The sequence below is a fragment of the Pedobacter quisquiliarum genome, assembly GCF_014642175.1.
GTDB classification, from domain to species: Bacteria; Bacteroidota; Bacteroidia; order Sphingobacteriales; family Sphingobacteriaceae; genus Pedobacter; species Pedobacter quisquiliarum.
Window position 1 is genome coordinate 186596 of record NZ_BMIL01000005.1, and the last position, 17137, is coordinate 203732.

General features: G+C 46.0%; 15 protein-coding genes. 9 read left to right on the top strand and 6 right to left on the bottom strand.

All coding sequences use genetic code 11. The annotated features are described in order from the left end of the window. The first annotated feature begins 1 nt into the window (after position 1). The 7 genes from IEW69_RS09030 to IEW69_RS09060 all read left to right on the top strand — a co-directional run bounded on the left by IEW69_RS09030 (position 2) and on the right by IEW69_RS09060 (position 8644). A complete protein-coding gene (locus tag IEW69_RS09030) occupies positions 2-1108 on the top strand; it encodes a glycosyltransferase (protein WP_188626518.1) in 1107 nt (368 codons plus the stop codon). A gap of 52 nt (positions 1109-1160) precedes the next feature. After that, the gene (locus IEW69_RS09035; protein ID WP_188626519.1) at positions 1161-1586 is read left to right on the top strand and encodes an FAD synthase family protein; all 426 of its coding nucleotides are present in this window, start codon (positions 1161-1163) and stop codon (positions 1584-1586) included. A gap of 31 nt (positions 1587-1617) precedes the next feature. Further along, positions 1618-2832, top strand: a complete 1215-nt coding sequence (locus IEW69_RS09040) for a CDP-glycerol glycerophosphotransferase family protein (RefSeq protein ID WP_188626520.1) — start codon at positions 1618-1620, stop codon at positions 2830-2832. A 396-nt stretch (positions 2833-3228) separates the two neighbouring features. Then, positions 3229-4407, top strand: a complete 1179-nt coding sequence (locus IEW69_RS09045) for an endo-1,4-beta-xylanase (RefSeq protein ID WP_188626521.1) — start codon at positions 3229-3231, stop codon at positions 4405-4407. Between the two features lie 132 nt (positions 4408-4539). Then, entirely contained in the window at positions 4540-5616 is a 1077-nt protein-coding gene (locus tag IEW69_RS09050; protein ID WP_188626522.1) for an endo-1,4-beta-xylanase, read from the top strand. Positions 5617-5723: 107 nt separating this feature from the next. Continuing rightward, on the top strand, positions 5724-6827 hold the full coding sequence (locus tag IEW69_RS09055; protein WP_188626523.1) for a protein kinase family protein: 1104 nt from the start codon (positions 5724-5726) through the stop codon (positions 6825-6827). A 617-nt stretch (positions 6828-7444) separates the two neighbouring features. Next, entirely contained in the window at positions 7445-8644 is a 1200-nt protein-coding gene (locus tag IEW69_RS09060) for an endo-1,4-beta-xylanase (RefSeq protein WP_188626524.1), read from the top strand. A 70-nt stretch (positions 8645-8714) separates the two neighbouring features. On the opposite strand, the gene IEW69_RS09065 is transcribed toward IEW69_RS09060, so the two are convergent. The 6 genes from IEW69_RS09065 to IEW69_RS09090 all read right to left on the bottom strand — a co-directional run bounded on the left by IEW69_RS09065 (position 8715) and on the right by IEW69_RS09090 (position 13639). Continuing rightward, positions 8715-9287 (bottom strand): hypothetical protein, encoded by a 573-nt coding sequence (locus IEW69_RS09065; RefSeq protein WP_188626525.1) that lies wholly within the window; start codon positions 9285-9287, stop codon positions 8715-8717. Between the two features lie 210 nt (positions 9288-9497). Continuing rightward, the gene (locus IEW69_RS09070; RefSeq protein ID WP_229663571.1) at positions 9498-9989 is read right to left on the bottom strand and encodes a C40 family peptidase; all 492 of its coding nucleotides are present in this window, start codon (positions 9987-9989) and stop codon (positions 9498-9500) included. Positions 9990-10045: 56 nt separating this feature from the next. Next, positions 10046-10441 (bottom strand): hypothetical protein, encoded by a 396-nt coding sequence (locus IEW69_RS09075; protein ID WP_188626526.1) that lies wholly within the window; start codon positions 10439-10441, stop codon positions 10046-10048. A gap of 56 nt (positions 10442-10497) precedes the next feature. Further along, a complete protein-coding gene (locus IEW69_RS09080) occupies positions 10498-11130 on the bottom strand; it encodes a DUF6266 family protein (protein ID WP_188626527.1) in 633 nt (210 codons plus the stop codon). A 196-nt stretch (positions 11131-11326) separates the two neighbouring features. After that, positions 11327-12643, bottom strand: a complete 1317-nt coding sequence (locus tag IEW69_RS09085; protein ID WP_188626528.1) for a hypothetical protein — start codon at positions 12641-12643, stop codon at positions 11327-11329. 267 nt (positions 12644-12910) lie between these two features. Continuing rightward, positions 12911-13639 (bottom strand): GntR family transcriptional regulator, encoded by a 729-nt coding sequence (locus IEW69_RS09090; RefSeq protein WP_188626529.1) that lies wholly within the window; start codon positions 13637-13639, stop codon positions 12911-12913. A 247-nt stretch (positions 13640-13886) separates the two neighbouring features. Between IEW69_RS09090 and IEW69_RS09095 the strand changes: the two genes are divergently transcribed. Both IEW69_RS09095 and IEW69_RS09100 read left to right on the top strand, forming a co-directional pair. Further along, a complete protein-coding gene (locus IEW69_RS09095) occupies positions 13887-15692 on the top strand; it encodes a class I mannose-6-phosphate isomerase (protein ID WP_188626530.1) in 1806 nt (601 codons plus the stop codon). A 5-nt stretch (positions 15693-15697) separates the two neighbouring features. After that, positions 15698-17110, top strand: a complete 1413-nt coding sequence (locus IEW69_RS09100; RefSeq protein WP_188626531.1) for a sugar porter family MFS transporter — start codon at positions 15698-15700, stop codon at positions 17108-17110. Positions 17111-17137: the final 27 nt, after the last annotated feature.

Below are 17137 nucleotides of genomic sequence, written 5' to 3' on the forward strand. Positions count from 1 at the left end.
AATGGCAAGAAAGTTTATCATCTGTATTCCTTCATTGAGAATGGGCGGTGCGGCAAAAATCGCACTGAACCTGAGCGAGCAGTACCTTGAGGAGGGGATGGAGGTAACAATCATCCTGACAGATGGCAACAGCAATGATCCGGACTTCAGTGCATTGCCCGAAGGCTTGAGGGTCATTAAGCTGCCCAGGATCGACATGCATCATTTTATCCGCCCCTTCATCAATGCCTACCAGCTGCTGAAGTATTTCCGGCAGATCAAGCCAGATGCTATTCTGGGTGTGCGGCACGATGCCACGATCATTGCGGCACTCGCCTGGAAGTTGAACGGCAGGAAAGGGCGCTTTGTCATTCGCGACATCAACCCGATCACCAAAACCTTAAACCGCAATGCGGTGATGGTGGCCATGATCAAATCTGCCTACCGCTCCGCCTCGGCGGTTATCGCCAATTCAGATGATGTTGCGCAGGCATTACGGGAAAAAAATTGGCTTCCTGCGGAAAAAATACACAAAATAGACAATCCCGTGCTCACCAAAAGCTTTTATAAAAAATCACAAATGGAAGTTAGTGACCCCTGGTTAGATGCTTCCAGCAGCCCTTTTGTTATCACCATCGGCAGGCTGGATAAGATGAAAGATCAGGCTACGCTCATCCGGGCTTTTGCCCTGGTGCGTGCGAAAACCGAGGCCAGACTCATGCTGGTGGGGGATGGGCCCGAGCGGCCGACCTTGCGTAAGCTGGTCAAAGATCTCAAGCTTGAAGAATCCGTAGCACTGCCCGGTGCCATGCAGAACCCATATCCATACCTCAAACGTGCAGCAGTTTTCGTGCTCAGTTCAAAATACGAAGGTTTTGGCAATGTATTGGTAGAAGCATTATCACTGGGAAAGCCCGTTGTTTCGTCCGCATGCACAGGCGGGCCGGCCTACATCCTGCAATCAGGTAAGTTCGGCAGCCTGTTTCCCGTGGGCGATCATGAAGCCCTGGCGCAGCAAATACTGCTTGCACTGGCTAAACAACAGGATCCAGAGCCTTTAATACGCAGATCAAAGGACTTTTCTGCGGAAGTAATCGCAGGCGCTTACGGAAAAGTACTGTTTAATTAATTCTGAAAGCCAATTTAGGCCTTCGATGTTAGGTTATCGTTAAATTTATATTATGAAAAGGATTATTGGTTATACCACAGGTGTGTTTGATTTGTTCCACATCGGACACTTAAACATTTTGAAAAGAGCAAAGTCGCAATGCGATGAACTTATTGTTGGTATAACAACAGATGAGCTGTGTATGAAACTCAAAAATAAGGTGCCCGTGATCTCTTTTGATGAACGCTGCAGTATTGTAGAGTCCATCCGTGTGGTAGACCGCGTGGTTGCGCAGGATCGCATCGATGAGCTTGCCGATCACGAGCTGTACAGCTTCGACCGCATCTTCAAAGGCAGCGACTGGGAAGGCAGTCCGAAATGGACCGCACTGGAGAAAGAGTTTTCCAAAAAAGGGGTGGAAGTTATCTATTTTGAATACACGGCATCTACATCCAGTACATTGGTACGGTCGGTATTGGAGCAGAAAACCTCAGCATAGTCAAGACTTAACATCTATATATTAATAATACATGCGAGATAAGAAAATCACGTTAACCAGAATCCGTAAATTTTACTATGTCTGTCTGTCGAAAGCCGTTGCTTTACTGGTAAACAATAGGGGATCTAAACTTATCTTATTTGGTGCCCGGGATGGTGAATACTTTATGGATAACAGCCGGGCATTGTACGAATACTTCGAAAGAAACCATGCCCAGGAGAATTATTATTGGCTAACCACCAGTCCACAACTGGAAGCCCAAATGAAAGCCCAGGGCCTAAGGGTAGCCAGAATCGACAGCCTTAAAGGCGTGTACCTGCTCAACCGGGCGAAGTATGCGTTCTTCACAAACAGACTTCGTGATGTTTCGATCGACTACCGCGCGGTACCATCAGAGTTAAAGGTCATCTTCCTGAGTCATGGCCAATCCATTAAGAACACCCGCCTGGCGGTTAATGCTGGGGTAGACGCGGGTTACCGCAAGGATACCGAAATTGCATCGCGACAAATGAAGTTCGCGGTGAGTACCTCACCTTTCATGGCAGAAGTGCAAGCGGCCAGCAATGGCCTGAAGCCGGAGATGTACCAGATCACCGGTTTTCCGCGCAACGACTGGATGATCAATCCACCACAGGAGGCCCATGAAGAATGGAACCGCTTCACCGGTGGTAAGAAATACGCAAAGGTGATCCTTTACGCACCGACCTGGCGGAGAAATGAACCCAAAACGATGATGTTCCCTTTCGAGGACTACAATCCCGAGGAACTTGCCGATTTCGTGAACCGCAATAATATACTCTTGTTGTTGAGGCTGCATGTGCAGGAGCTTAGCGATAACCCAGGCTGCATCGAGTTGCTGAAGAAATTAAGCACACTGACGCCGAACATCCGCCTTGCAACCATCAAAGAATTCGTGGAAGCCAATTACCTGCTGCCATTTGTAGACGCACTCATCAGCGACTACTCTTCTATATACCACGACTATTTATTATTGAACCGTCCGATTTACTTCATCCCATATGATCTTGAGCATTTTGAGCGGGAGAACGGCTTCAAATACCCTTACCTTGAAATGCTGCCAGGCCCAGTGATCGGTACCCAGGAAGATTTATTTATGCATTTCTCACGATTAATGGCGGATGATGATCAGTATACTGGACATCGTGCTAAATTAAGTAAGATGATTTATAGTTTTTTAGACGGTAATGCTTGTAAAAGGGTTGCCAATCTTATCCTCGAGTCCTGAGCGAAGCCCATATCCAATATGCCATGAATAAAAAGCCCCGCAAACCAGCGGGGCTTTTTATTCATGGCATAAGTTAACCTTAAGCTAAAAATATCACAAGTTTGTTACTAAAAGTTGAAAATCAGGTGCTAAACAGATGTTCTACGAAAACTTATGAACGCTAGTTCCGCATAGTGTAGACATGCTCTACACAATCCAGGTGAAGAGAAAATCCATGAAAAAATATTTTAAAATATTTTATCTCCCGAAAAGCGCCCCCAAATGCAATTATCCTGCCATTTTAGGTTTTTATTCATAATAGTAGTAATTGACCGTGCCAAAAATCCTTTGATGGCACATTTTTCCCCTAAGGATTAGTAATTCTACTATTATTGACTTAAAACCACTAAACAACAAATGAGGTCCACCAACTCTACTGTCAGAAAAACAAACATTAAATTAGCCTTACTCTCCTTTTTACTAGTCACTGCAAATCTAATGGCATGTAAATCTTCAATGGAAGAAGATCTTGCACCAATGGAGGAGTCTTCTACCGAACTGGTTAGTACAAAAGAACTTGGGGAAGTTGCTGAAAAAGGCAGCTACCACTTAAAAGACCACACCCTTCGTACGGTTTTCGATTTCCCGGTTGGGGCAGCGGTTGTTAAAGAATTATTAGATGATCCGGTTTATGCGGCAACGCTTAAGAGAGACTTTGGTCGTTTAAGTTCAGAAGGTAATTTCAAATGGGGTTCATTGCAGCCTGAAGAAGGAAAGTTTACTTTCGAAAAAGCAGATGCAATTGTAAAATTTGCACAAGAAAATAACATGCAGGTTCACGGTCACACGCTATTATGGGCACATGACGGAAACGAACCGAAATGGATTAAAGAATACCAGGGTGACAAACAAGATTGGGAGCGCCTGATGAAAAAGCACATTACTACCGTTCTTAAACACTTCAAAGGAAGAGTTCAGTCATGGGATGTTGTAAATGAAGGCATCAAACAAGGCGGTAAATACGTAAACTCCATCTGGTATCGTAAATTAGGACCAGATTATATCCTTAAAGCATTCAAATACGCACACGAAGCGGATCCAAACGTAAAGCTTTTCCTGAACGACTATGGTCAGGAGTATGGCGGTAAAAAAGTTAAATTGATCCTGGATATCGTAGATCAAGCCAGAGAACAAGGTATTCCAATTCACGGTATCGGTTTCCAGTTACACACCGTATTACGTATGGAGCCTTGGAAAATCAATGATAACCTTAAGATCTTTGCTGATAAACGCCTGTTAATCCACATCTCTGAGTTCGACGTATCTGTTCGTTACCAAATGCCTAAAATCTTCCCTTTGTCTGATGCATTGGCAAGAGCGCAGGGCGATAAAATCAAACAAATCGTACGTGGCTACATGGAAAATGTGCCTAAAAAGCAACAATGGGGTATTACAACCTGGGGTGTTTCCGATAAAACATCTTACTTCAACAAAGGCTATGAAAATGCCGATCACGATTACCCATTGTTATTCGACAAAAACTATAAAGCCAAATGGGCTTACAGAGGATTTATCGAAGCCGGTTTAGGCAGATAATCATCCCCACTTTACAGAAAGCTGTGCACTAAAACGTGTACGGCTTTTTTTGTTTTAAGCGGCTTTGTTCTCTATCTTCCGCCCAAATTAAAGCGCTCAACACCTGATTTAACACACAAACAAAATTCATAAATGAGCATCCGTTTAGTTATTGTTCTGCTCCTCCTTTGCAGCCCCTTTTTCAGCAACTCTAACGTCCTTGCGGTGCACAGCGAAGCGATCGTTGCAGATACCCCTACACTTAAGTCCGTAGTGCCTTTTCCCGTCGGTGCGGCAATCAACATCAAGCTCCTGCGTAAGCACCAAGGCTACCGCAATAAAATCATCAGTCAGTACAACAGCATCACGGCAGAAAACGCCATGAAGTTTGGTAAGCTGCATCCTTCCGAAGATGTATTTCGCTGGGCCGATGCCGATGAACTGGTGAACTTCGCCAGAACCAACGGCATGCGCATCCACGGCCATACGCTGATCTGGTCGGCCAAGAACCCAAAATGGGTAGATGCTTATAAGGGTGATAAAAAAGCCTGGAAGAAACTCCTGAAAACACATATCCAAACCGTGGTTAAACACTTTAAAGGCCGTGTGAAGTCCTGGGATGTGGTGAACGAAGCGTTTGAGGATAATGGTAAATTAAAGAAGTGCGTATGGTTGGAGAATATCGGTCCGGAATACCTCGAGCTGGCTTTCCAATACGCGCATGAGGCGGATCCAAAGGCACTGCTGTTCTTTAACGACTACGGCCAGGAATACGGCGGAAGGAAGATGGAAGCCATCCTGAAGATGGTGAAGGACTTCAAAGCGCGGAAAATTCCAATCCATGGGCTAGGCTTGCAGATGCACGTGGTGGTACGGATGTCGGACAATGGTCTGGCTAAAGGTATCAGGATGGCGGCAAGCACCGGACTGCTTGTGCATGTTTCGGAGCTGGAAATTTCGGTGCGCTATAAGAAGCCCAAGGTTTTCCAGATGGATGATGAACTTGCCAACTTGCAGGCGCACAAATACAAAACCGTGTTTGAAGCGTTCCGTTCCATTCCTAAAAAGCAGCAGTTTGGCATCACCACCTGGAATGTTGGCGATGCGGATGCCTTTAGAAATGGTCCTTACAAGAACAAGAATCACGACCATCCCATGCTTTTCGATATGTACTACCGTGCGAAGCCCGCGTATTACGCGATCATAAATGCCATGAGCAGGCGCAATTGATACGGCAAATAATAGAATTGAATACAAACATTAACAGCGCATTCATCCTCCGGCACGATCCGGTATCTGCAGAGGGGCGTAGCATAAATAAACCGTTTTAAAATTATATGGCAGATCTTAAGAAACTATCCAAGCAGGTAAAGGACAAATTGCACCGTAAATACCTTGATGTAGATCTATTCGTAACCCATTTGAAGCGCAAAGCAGCGAACACTGCTGCGAAGCCGAATGGTAAACCAGCTGTTTGGTTCGACTTAAGTGGCAACAGCTATGTCCGGTTTAGCTACCTCGTTGCCAAGTTCCTGCAGTTGGAGGGCTATCAGGTATTCTACAAACCTAATCTAAAGTTCATGCTGAGCCTGGGTGCACCTTATGCGCGCCTGCTGATCCATGAAAATGAAGTGGTGTTTTCGAAAGAGGCCCCTGAAAATGCTGTGGCTGTATTTTCCGATCATCAAAGCAAGAAGCTTGGCTGCAAGTCCATTTCCAACGATTACTTCTCAACCATCTTCAGGCACGACAAGCGCAGTTACCACATCCCCATCGGCATGCACCCCAATATGTACAAGCGTGGGCTTTGGAATGCACCGGTGTCTACGGAAGAGCGAAAGCGTTCCATCTTTTTTGCTGGAAACTTTAACCCTGCGGTTTACAAACGTTTAAGTAAGAACAAGAAGTTTGATATGGTCGATCGGGTAGAGATCGGACGGATGCTGAGTACCTTACCGAACTGCAGGTTCCCCAAAACATACGATGAATTGCTGAACAACCATGTGGAGGGTAAGATCGACATCGTACAGCAAAGGAATTTTAAGGTGCCGATGGAGCTGCTTCGCCCAACCATCGCGCGTTATGCATTCTTCATCGCCTGCCCTGGGGTGGACATGCCATTGTCGCACAACCTGATTGAAGCGATGTCTGTCGGCGCTATACCGATTATTCACCAGGAATATTCCGATATGCTGATGCCACAGCTGCAGGACATGAAAGATGCGCTGATCTATACCAATGAAAACTTCATGGAGGTGATACAAAAGGCGCTGCGTCTGGATGATCAGCAGATCGCCGGTATGGCAAAGCAAGTCGTATCCTACTATGATCTTCATCTTACCCCTAAGGGTGTGGTAGAAAAGCTGGTGAGTCCAGACTACGATGAGTACTTCCTGAATGCTGAAAGAACGAGCGTTGGCATCATGAAGAAATCCCGATAACACCTCTATTAAAATATTTGTAACCCGCAGCTTTAATCAGGTCTGCGGGTTTTCCTTTTTAGGGATGTAAATCCCGAATTGAACACGTATTTACCCAATGTTCCCCAATTCACGCGTTTTTCCTCCCGTCGTTCTGCTGATCTCATCCCAAAATGGCGTTAAATTCAGCCGTTTTGAAGGTCTTTTTGGATCATTTTAGGCTTTTTGAAAAAATATTTTAAATTTTTTTCAATAGTAAATAGTGTACGATTGCGTTAAATGCCATAATATGGCGCGCTTCATCCATCGGCTACTAGCCATCTTCATTCTGGCGCGCTAATGTCCTATGTTGTAGGTGTTTGTCTAATCAATAATCCCGCTAAATAGGCGCTTCAAGGCCTTTCAATCAATGCCTGTTCTTCAAAAATAAACATCAACCAAGCTCAACCTAAACGTCTTAAATGCAATGAAAGGAGAAAGCCTTAGTGTATTTTTATGCTTCGCGCTGAATGCAAATACGTTGCCAAATACGTGTTCTACCGTATAAATATTTAATAACATAGTATAAATCCCAAAATGTTGCGTAATATTGCATTGTCAAACAACAACAAAGTATTACACCCTATAAAATCAACATCATGAGGTTTACCGGCCCAATCACCAAAAACACATTCAAAGCAGCAACATTAGCGTTGGCTTTATTCGCAACATCTTTCAGCGCCTGTAAAAAGTCGGCAGATGAAGAACTTGCCCCAGTGGAAGCGTCAAATACTGTAGAGACCGTAATTTCCGCAAGTGACTTAAATGAGACTGCTGCAAAAGGTAGTTACCACTTAAAAGACTACACACTAAAAGGTGTTTTCAAATTCCCGATCGGCGCAGCTGTCGTAAAAGAATTACTTGAGAAACCGGAGTATGCAAACACCCTTATTAAAGATTTCTCCAGACTAAGTTCTGAGAGTGATTTCAAATGGGGATCGCTACACCCTTCAAAAGACAAATACACTTTCGCTAAAGCTGATGCTATTGTAGAATTCGCTCAAAAACACAACATGAAAGTTCACGGTCACACCCTAATTTGGGCACATGACGGAAACGAACCAAAATGGGTTAAAGAATTCCAGGGTGATGAGAAAGCTTGGGAGCAATTGCTGAAAGACCACATTTTTACCGTAATGAAGCATTTCAAAGGTAAAGTTCAATCTTGGGATGTGGTAAACGAAGCCGTAAAAGAAGGTGGAAAATACACCAACAGCATCTGGTACCGTAAGCTTGGAAAAGACTATGTCATCAAAGCATTCAAATACGCTCAACAAGCAGATCCATCAGCAAAATTATTCCTGAACGACTACGGACAAGAATATGGTGGCAAGAAAATGAAAGAATTGTTGAACATCGTTGATGAGGCGAAAAAACAAGGGGTTACCATCCATGGTATGGGCTTCCAACTGCACACAGTGGTAAGAATGGATGCAGCGCCAATTACACAAAGCTTGAAACTTGCAGCAGATAAAGGCCTTTTGGTACACATCTCTGAGCTGGACATCTCTGTAAAACATGGCATGCCTAAAACGTTCGAACTTCCGGATGCATTAGCAAAAGCACAAGGTAAAAAATTCAAAGAAATCGTTCAAGGTTACCTGGACGTAGTACCTAAAAAACAACAATGGGGCATCACAACATGGGGTGTTTCAGACAAAACTTCATACTTCAACAAAGGTTATGCAAATGCTGACCACGATTACCCACTGTTATTCGGTAAAGATTACAAAGCTAAATGGGCTTACAGAGGCTTTATCGAAGCTGGCCTAGGCAGATATCCTGGATCATTCCAATAAGATACGCTCGAATACTTATAATAATAAGAATAGGAATTAGAATACGACTACGAATTATAGGGAAGGTGGCTCAGCGGTGAGTCGCCTTCTTTTTTTTGTACAAGGTGTATGCAAGATCCAGTCCCACGGCCAGTCCTAGCAGGATCAGTGCCCATCCCCAGGCCGGGTGCTTTTTCAGCTGGAGTGCTTTCGAGCGATGGCTTTCCAACTGCTGCTGCGCCGTCTGCAGCTGCTCCAGCTTCATGGTGGTATGACTCGAATCTGCAACAAGCGATTGCTTCTGCAGGGTTGAATGCCTTCCATGAACCCACACCTTTTCCGCCTCACCAATAAATTCATTGCCATTGCGAATGCTGAAACTTCCTTTCGGCCAGATTTCCAGTACATAGGTTGCAGCACTAGAGTTGGATTGTTCCAACCGAAAATGACTTGCCGTATGTTGCCCCTGCAAACTCAGGCTGTCTTTATTGCTGCTTGCTGCGCTGAATTGTTCGCTTTGCAGCCGTTCCCGATCCACTTTCTGCATCATCCCGCATCCGGCGGAACTGAAAAGCATGGCGATGCCCAACCTAAGGACGTAATGTGGCGAGTGCATCTTGCCTGAATGTTGTCTGTTATTAGTGGTGTTAAGTTGTAATTGCATATGCGATCGGTGTTGAAGAATGCCTGAAGAGCATTTGAAGTCAATATGTTGCTGTATATATTATTGCGTCTGTTACTATGAAATTGATCTAGCTATGAAAATGCTACTGCCAGAAAAAATCAGCTGCATACTATCGGTGTTATATATATAAGTGTGGAATTGCTGCAGGTGATGTTTGCTGCATGTAACTATGAAGTTGCTATAGCATCCTTACAAGTAGTAAGCATATAAACTAACCGCTCTGCGGTGTCGCAACCTGCGGTAAACGCCATCGCCTTCGCGACTGCCAGCAGGATTGGTGTTTCCTTCAATGCTTTCAACCCAATCCTGGCGAACGCCAGTAACCAGGCCTACGTGCGCAATGCGTTTCAAGCTTCCAACATAGATGCCCAGTAGGGCAGCAGGTTTTGCCCTCGGAATCCGCCGGGCAGTGGGGAAGAGGCTGGGCGACCAGCCCGAACGGGGTTGTGCAAAACCAGCTTGTCCGTGCACCCAACTCACAAAGGCGGCGCACCAGGGATGCCCTTTGCCCAGACCCACATACCGCAGGTAAGCTTCTACCTGGGTCCCCGCATTATGGCCACCCTGCTCGCGCACCCCCAGCTGTTTTTCTGCAATGCCAACAATCCGGGCAGCAGCCAAAGCCTCCATACCCGCTAAACCTACGCTCGTTGAAATTTCTACACCAGGTGAACGCTCCATGGCTGAACTTTTATAACCAGAAAAACGCGCGACGGTTAATGTTCCGGCATCGCGCTTTAGCAGATGGCGATGAGGCAGCCAATGGCCGAAAGCAGGAGCAGTGCAAAGGAGCAGTAGAAAAATCCGAGCTGTTGCCATGGTGCAAGCGTGTTAAATTGTGAAACCAAAATCGTTACTGCCGGGAGGCCCAGCCGCTGCCAGATGCGCTGCAGCAACAACCCACAAAAGGCCGTGAGGGCAACAAAGCAGATTATTGAGAGCAGGATCAGCAGCCAGATGTTCGGGTCGATGCTGCCGGAGAGGGGCATGTTGTTCTGCATCCAGCGACTCCCGAGTACCCAAAGGGAGAGTAGTGATCCGAACAGCAGCAGGGCTTCAAGGGGAAGCAGGCGAAGTCGCAATCCTGGAAAGCGACTGAAATAGCCTAAGAATTTTATACCTAGTGTTTTCATCTGATTTTAAATGAAGAAGCGCGCCTGACCAGCAAGGCGCGCTTCTTTGTTTTTGCTTAGTAAACGTTCAATGAGCCCATGTACAAGCTGTCGCTCACGTCCTTCTCATCGGCAGATACGAAGCTCAACCAGATGTGTACCAGGTCAGTAGCGAAATCCAAAGGTAACTGCAGTGTATAGGTGGTTGCCGATCTCGGTGCAGCACCTGGCAAAATCACATACACGTCCTTGTTTTTGTTGTAAACCAGTAAGGTCACCTTGTCCGTTCCAGCGCTTGCGCCCGGGTTCTCCCAGTTGTACACCAGGTTGCAGTTCGCCGCAACATCCACCGTTACACCCATTGGCTTCACCAGGTTGCCCTTGCTGTAAGTGAACTTCGAGTAATCGATTGCGAAGTCTGGCGAAATGCCGGTAATCGCTTTGTTCAGGTTGGCCGCCATCGCCTTGTTCATCGACGTTAAACCCGACTTGCCGGCTGCGAAGCCTGTTTTAAGCAGTCCATTTAGTGGACGTAAAAAGCTCGTCATTAAAGCGAACTTTAATCGCTGATCCAGTTGCGACTGCGTCGGATTGTCTACCCGTACGTCGCCAAGTCCTTTCATGTAGTGTACGCCACGAACAACACTACCAATAACACGTCCTACTTTTCCTCTGAAAAAGCCGAGGATGCCTTCGTTGTAAATTCCCATTTTCTTGTTTTTTAAGGGGTTTATAAGATTTGTTTAATTCGTAAGTTCCGCCGTGTTGCTGGTCTAACCCTGCGCAAACATTACGATACAAATGAAGGTCAATGCCGTCGGCGCGGATGTGGCGGAATTTCCGCCACATTTCCGCCACATCGATCTAAATGATATTCAAGGCCGATTTTGGCCAAAAAAAATATTATTATTTTTTTATGGGGATGTTGATGCCAATATATTCGTAACGGATAGTCATGATCATCTGCTCCAGAATGGTGATGAGAATTTCACAGGAGCCGCTGTGTTTTTCCTTGTAGCGCCGGTGAAAACTTTCCGGCTGGATCGTCTCCATGCCCGCTGTTGTGAAATGATCCGCGAGGAACTGCGTAAACCGACGTTGACCTTTTATGCCAACCTTCAAAATCTGCATGGACATCAGTACCTGCGTCCAGATCGCCAGCACCCGCTGATTGAGCTGCAATTGAAATTTGTCAGATCCTGGTAACTGCTGGTGCGCGTCCCCCTGTGGTTTTAGCTTGCCCTTTTGCCACTTGGAATGGCTGTATGCGGCAATGTTCCCCTGCGTCCCGGACAGTAATTCGGAATTTGCCGCTGCTGTCAAAACACTTTCCGCCACAGTTGTTTCCTGATATGCGATTTCAGTTCTCAACAATTCCAGCAGAAGTTCTTTAAGACTTGGATAATCATGGTTAAGCGCCATGCCCGGCACGCAAAGTAGCTGTTTCAGTCCCTTCTGCTGCCAGATTAGCTCTTGCAATTGTCCTTTGCTGCCGGCGATTTCCCCAAACGCTGCCATCAACTTATCGCGACAATAACCATAGCCTTCCGGGGAATTGAAGTTCCATTTAACCAGCTCGTGCATCAGAAAAAGGTCGTTATCCGCTGCTTTGGATGTACTTAAACCTGCCAGCATCGCCTCCATCAGCTGCTCCATATACCAAAGTTCCTGCTGCCGAACCTCCCGCCGCGTACAGAAGGACTGGAAATGTGCAACAAGCAGATCCTGGAGTGCCGGATCAGCGGCGGCCGATAGAAACCGGGATCGCAGCAGATTAATGTTCTTTGCCATCGCGCTAAGCTGCTTTTCCAGATAGCATGCAGGCAGCAACTCTTCGGCAGCCATCCCACGAATCCCAGTGCTTTCCAGAAAGATTTGCACTCCATGAAGCATCTTATCCAGCGCAGCATAAAAAGCCTTTGCATCTAAACGCAGGGTATCCCAAAGGGGATCCTGCTGCCATGCCGCAACATGATCCTGCAAACGAAAGAGATCCGAATAGTTCTGCTGACAAAGTCTTTGGAAATCAACAGGCGGTACCTGGTAGCGAAATGCCCTGAGGCTTTCAATCGCTGTATTGCCACTGTTCTCCAGCAAAAGCTGAAGTTCCGCTAAGGGTTGTGTGGATAAACTGGCCTCAATGTTGGCAGGATTTAATGCTGCTTTCAGAAGCGCTTCAATGTTGTTTAAGATAAATCTCTTTCTGTTTATGAGATACGTCATAATGTTCAAGCTAATTATTGTATGAAACAAGGTAAGTAGCTGATCAAAATTTTACAAGTAACCCTATGTTCCCGGGCCACAAACTTATACACATGGTTATCCACAAAATCGGGAAAACAAATACAAAACGCCAGATGGTAATTATCTAAAGGTTGATCGCGGGCCGTTTGATCCGGCCAGCGCTGCAGTTTGTGCCTTCAGCATCAGGTGGGTAATTGTGAGAAACTTTCAAAAACATTTATGGTATAAATGCTTCAGCGCCAGTGTTTACCTGGTGCTTTCCAGGGTGTAAATGAAGCTATCTGCTTTGTAGTAGCCAATATTGTACTCTATAGCTTGATCTTGCTGGTCGTATACAAATCGCTTTCTAACCAGGATCGGACTGCCAACATTTACGTTAAGTTTCTTAGCAATGCGCTCAGTTGCGCTAGTGGCGCTGATTTCCTCCTTCGATAAAGTCGCAACAACGGCGTGCTCCTGTTCCAGTACCTCATATAATGGCCGTGTAAAATCATCATCTGGCGTAAGCCCAACACTTGGATGAAAATAAGAAATGAAGAAAACAAAAGGTTCTTCAGGTCTTCCTCTTACTCTTTCCATCTTCAATACAAACGTGTCTTTTTGTATGTTGAAAAAACTCGTCAGCTTCTCATCGGGTAGTTCCCAGCCTACATGAAGCTCAAAATTTTTGATGGGTATACCCCGTAAGCGCATCTCTTGCGAAAAACTTAGCCAGTTATTTGATCTTGAGCTGACCACACGCGGCGCAACCTTGGTGCCAGCACGTTTCTTCCGCACCAACAAGCCTTCAAAAACCAGTTTATGGATCGCCATTCGGAGTGTTGTCCGCGATATGCCCAATATTTCGGCCAGCTCCACCTCATTCGGGATGTTCTTGCCACTTTGATATTGTTCTTCCTCAATCAGCGCCCGCAATATTTGCTCTGCCTGTAAATGCAAGGGCACACTGCTCTTAGGATCAATTTTATATTGCATGATGATGTTATACGGCAAAAATAGAAATATTTAATGAATGTATATATGTACATACATTAATGCTAAACGATGGTGTTTAGCGGTAGTAATCCTTACGTATTGTGGAATATAATCATGATTTGGGGCTGAGAATTTAAATTTTAATTTTATATGTTTGTACATAAGTGATTTATAAACCACTTATTACTATGCCCGATTACTTGTTGTTAAACTGCTGTATTGGGTACTTAAGCATCAACATCCAAATATGAACCTGAACTTCGCCGACAACAAGCGAGCGTATGCAACTACACTGCGCAAAACGTCACAACACCTCATGCCTGCACAAATCGCTCCAGCGCCAATTGTGCCAGATGGCTATAATATCCATCCGGTTTTCACTCTTGCTGCTAATAAGATCTTTAACGGCTATGATGCGCTTGCAACATGGATCATTGCACAACAGCAGGTCATTATCGATGGATATATTGGCGTATTCTGGGATCAGGTGCAAGCTGCGATTAACAACTGTTTGATTGAACAAGGGCATAGTGCCAATTGGATTAGTGCCGCAGATTTTATGAAGTCGCCTGCGGAGATCGATAGCCTTGTCCAGCCCTTTTTAGGCGCTGACGATGCCGTTTGGGGAACCAAATGTACTTTAAGGCTGGCGGACCTGTACGACAAGCCTTCGCTGGAAATGCAAGTGCCAGATCCTGAAAGATCCATAAACATCATCATCGGTACAGGGGCTGCCCTCGCCAATTGGGACGCACCGATTATTTACATCGATCTGCCAAAAAATGAGCTGCAGTTCCGGATGCGGGCAGCTGCGGTCTGCAATTTGGGCTCCGACAAGTTCCTGGAACCCTACCTGATGTATAAACGATTTTACTTCGTCGATTGGGTACTGCTCAACAAGCATAAAAAAGCGTTACTTAGAAAAATAAACGTTGTTGCCGACGGACAATGGCCGGATACCATCAACTGGATGCATCAGGGGGATCTCGCTGCTGGCTTAAACCAGATGAGCAAATCCGTAATCCGTGCAAGACCCTGGTTTGAACCAGGCGCCTGGGGCGGACAATGGCTCAAGAACCACATCAACGGTCTGAATACGGATGTCGTAAATTATGCCTGGTCCTTCGAACTCATCTCTCCGGAAAACGGACTGGTGTTCGAAAGTGATGGCAACTTGCTCGAAGTGTCCTTTGATTTCCTGATGTTCCATAATCAACACGAGGTCCTTGGTCAACATGCGGAAAAATTTGGTGAAGAATTTCCCATCCGCTTCGACTTTCTGGATACCTTTCAGGGCGGAAACCTGTCTATACAATGCCATCCGGATGTGGAATACATACAGGAAAACTTTGCTGAAAACATTACGCAGGATGAGACTTACTATATTTTAGATTGCCAGGATAAAGCAAAGGTCTACCTTGGCTTTCAGGATGACATCGATCCGGATGCCTTCCGCAAAACACTAGAAGACAGCCAGCAAAATGGTGTTGAAGTGAACATTGAAAAATACGTACAGGCATTCAAAGCGCATAAACATGATTTTTTCTTGATACCGAATAAAACGGTACATAGCGCCGGTAGCGGAAACCTGGTGCTGGAGATCAGTGCTACGCCCTATATCTTTACCTTTAAAATGTATGATTGGCTAAGACTGGACCTGGACGGCAAACCCCGGCCGATAAACATCGAACACGCTTTCCATAATCTTGACTTCAGCCGCAAAGGTAAACAGGTACCCAGGGAGCTTTTCGCAAAACCGATAACAGTTGCAAAGGGTGCTGACTGGGAGATTGTACACTTGCCAACGCACAAGGAACACTTCTATGATGTGCAGCGATTTGAATTTGATAGCATCATCAGTGTAGCTACAGCAGACACTTGTCATGTGCTCATGTTGGTTGAAGGTGCTTCAATACGGATAGAAACAGCCGATGGCACAATTTGCCAGTTTGCTTATGCAGAAACTTTCATTGTCCCGGCTGCGGCACAGTCGTACCAGTTAACCAATCTCGGTACAGGCCGAGCTAAAGTCATCCAGGCATTTTTAAAGTAGTGAGCATGCGGATTCCAACAAACAACCACACAGTTTCTCAGCAAAACGGCATGTACCTGTACATGGTCTGCTTTGTTGCCGCTTTAGGGGGCTTCCTGTTCGGTTTTGATACTGCGGTGATTTCCGGCACCATCGGGTTGGTTAAACAGGATTTTGTGCTCAATTCAGTCAGTGAAGGCTGGTATGTAAGCTGTGCCTTATTGGGCTGTATTGTTGGCGTCAGCTGCGCGGGTAAGCTAAGTGACAAATATGGGCGTAAAAATGTCCTCATCATTTCAGCCGTGCTCTTTCTGGTCTCTGCCATTGGCTGTATGTTCGCGCAGTCCTTTGCAGCACTGATCCTCTTTCGCCTGGTCGGCGGGCTCGGCATTGGTGTCGCCTCCATGGTTTCGCCTTTGTACATTTCTGAATTTGCCCCTTCACAGCTGCGGGGCATGATGGTATCACTCTACCAGCTGGCTTTAACCATCGGTATTGTCCTCGCTTATTTCACAAATGCTTACCTGGCAGATAATGCCTCGGCTGTTTATGCTTCAGAAAGCTTAAATAGCATTCTCCATACGGAAGTCTGGCGGGCAATGCTCGGTCTAGGTGCAGTTCCAGCTTTCATATTCCTGGTCTGCCTTTTCATCGTGCCGGAATCCCCGCGTTGGTTGCTGCTGAAGGGGCAGGAACAAAAAGCGGAAATGATCCTCACTAAAATAGAAGGAGCCGAAAAGGCGCGGCAGGAAATTCTAGCGTTCAAGTTGCAGCGCAACATCAAGGAAGCGCCACTCGCATTACTTTTTACGCCTGTATACCGCAGGGCATTATGGATTGGTCTGCTATTGCCATTTCTTTCACAGGTCTGCGGCATCAATGCGGTTATCTACTATGGCCCGCGTATTCTGGAACAAGCAGGCTTTACCCTCAATGCAGCACTTGGCGGTCAGGTAACCATTGGGCTGGTCAATGTCGTATTCACTTTTGTGGCCATATTTACGGTGGACAAATGGGGCAGACGGCCATTGTTGTTCTTAGGTGTCGGTGGGGTAGTCGCTTCACTGATTATCATTGGAACGCTGTTCGCCTTAGGTATCACCTCCGGACCCTGGATATTGTTGTTTATCTTAGCCTTCATCGCCTGCTTCGCATTTTCATTCGGACCAGTGTGCTGGGTTGTCATTGCAGAAATTTTCCCAAATGCAATTCGGGGCAAAGCCATGGCGCTGGCAACCCTTTCCCTATGGATAGGCAACTTTCTGGTTGGGCAGCTCACACCAGTAATGCTCGAAAGTCTCGGTTCTGCCTGGACCTTCTGGCTATTTGCATTATGCTGCGCTCCGGCAATATGGCTTACCTCAAAACGAATACCCGAAACAAAGGGCCGCTCGCTTGAAGACATAGAAGCCTTTTGGAGATCAAACCATAAAGGCTGATGCATATGCTGCCCCATTTTTAGCAGC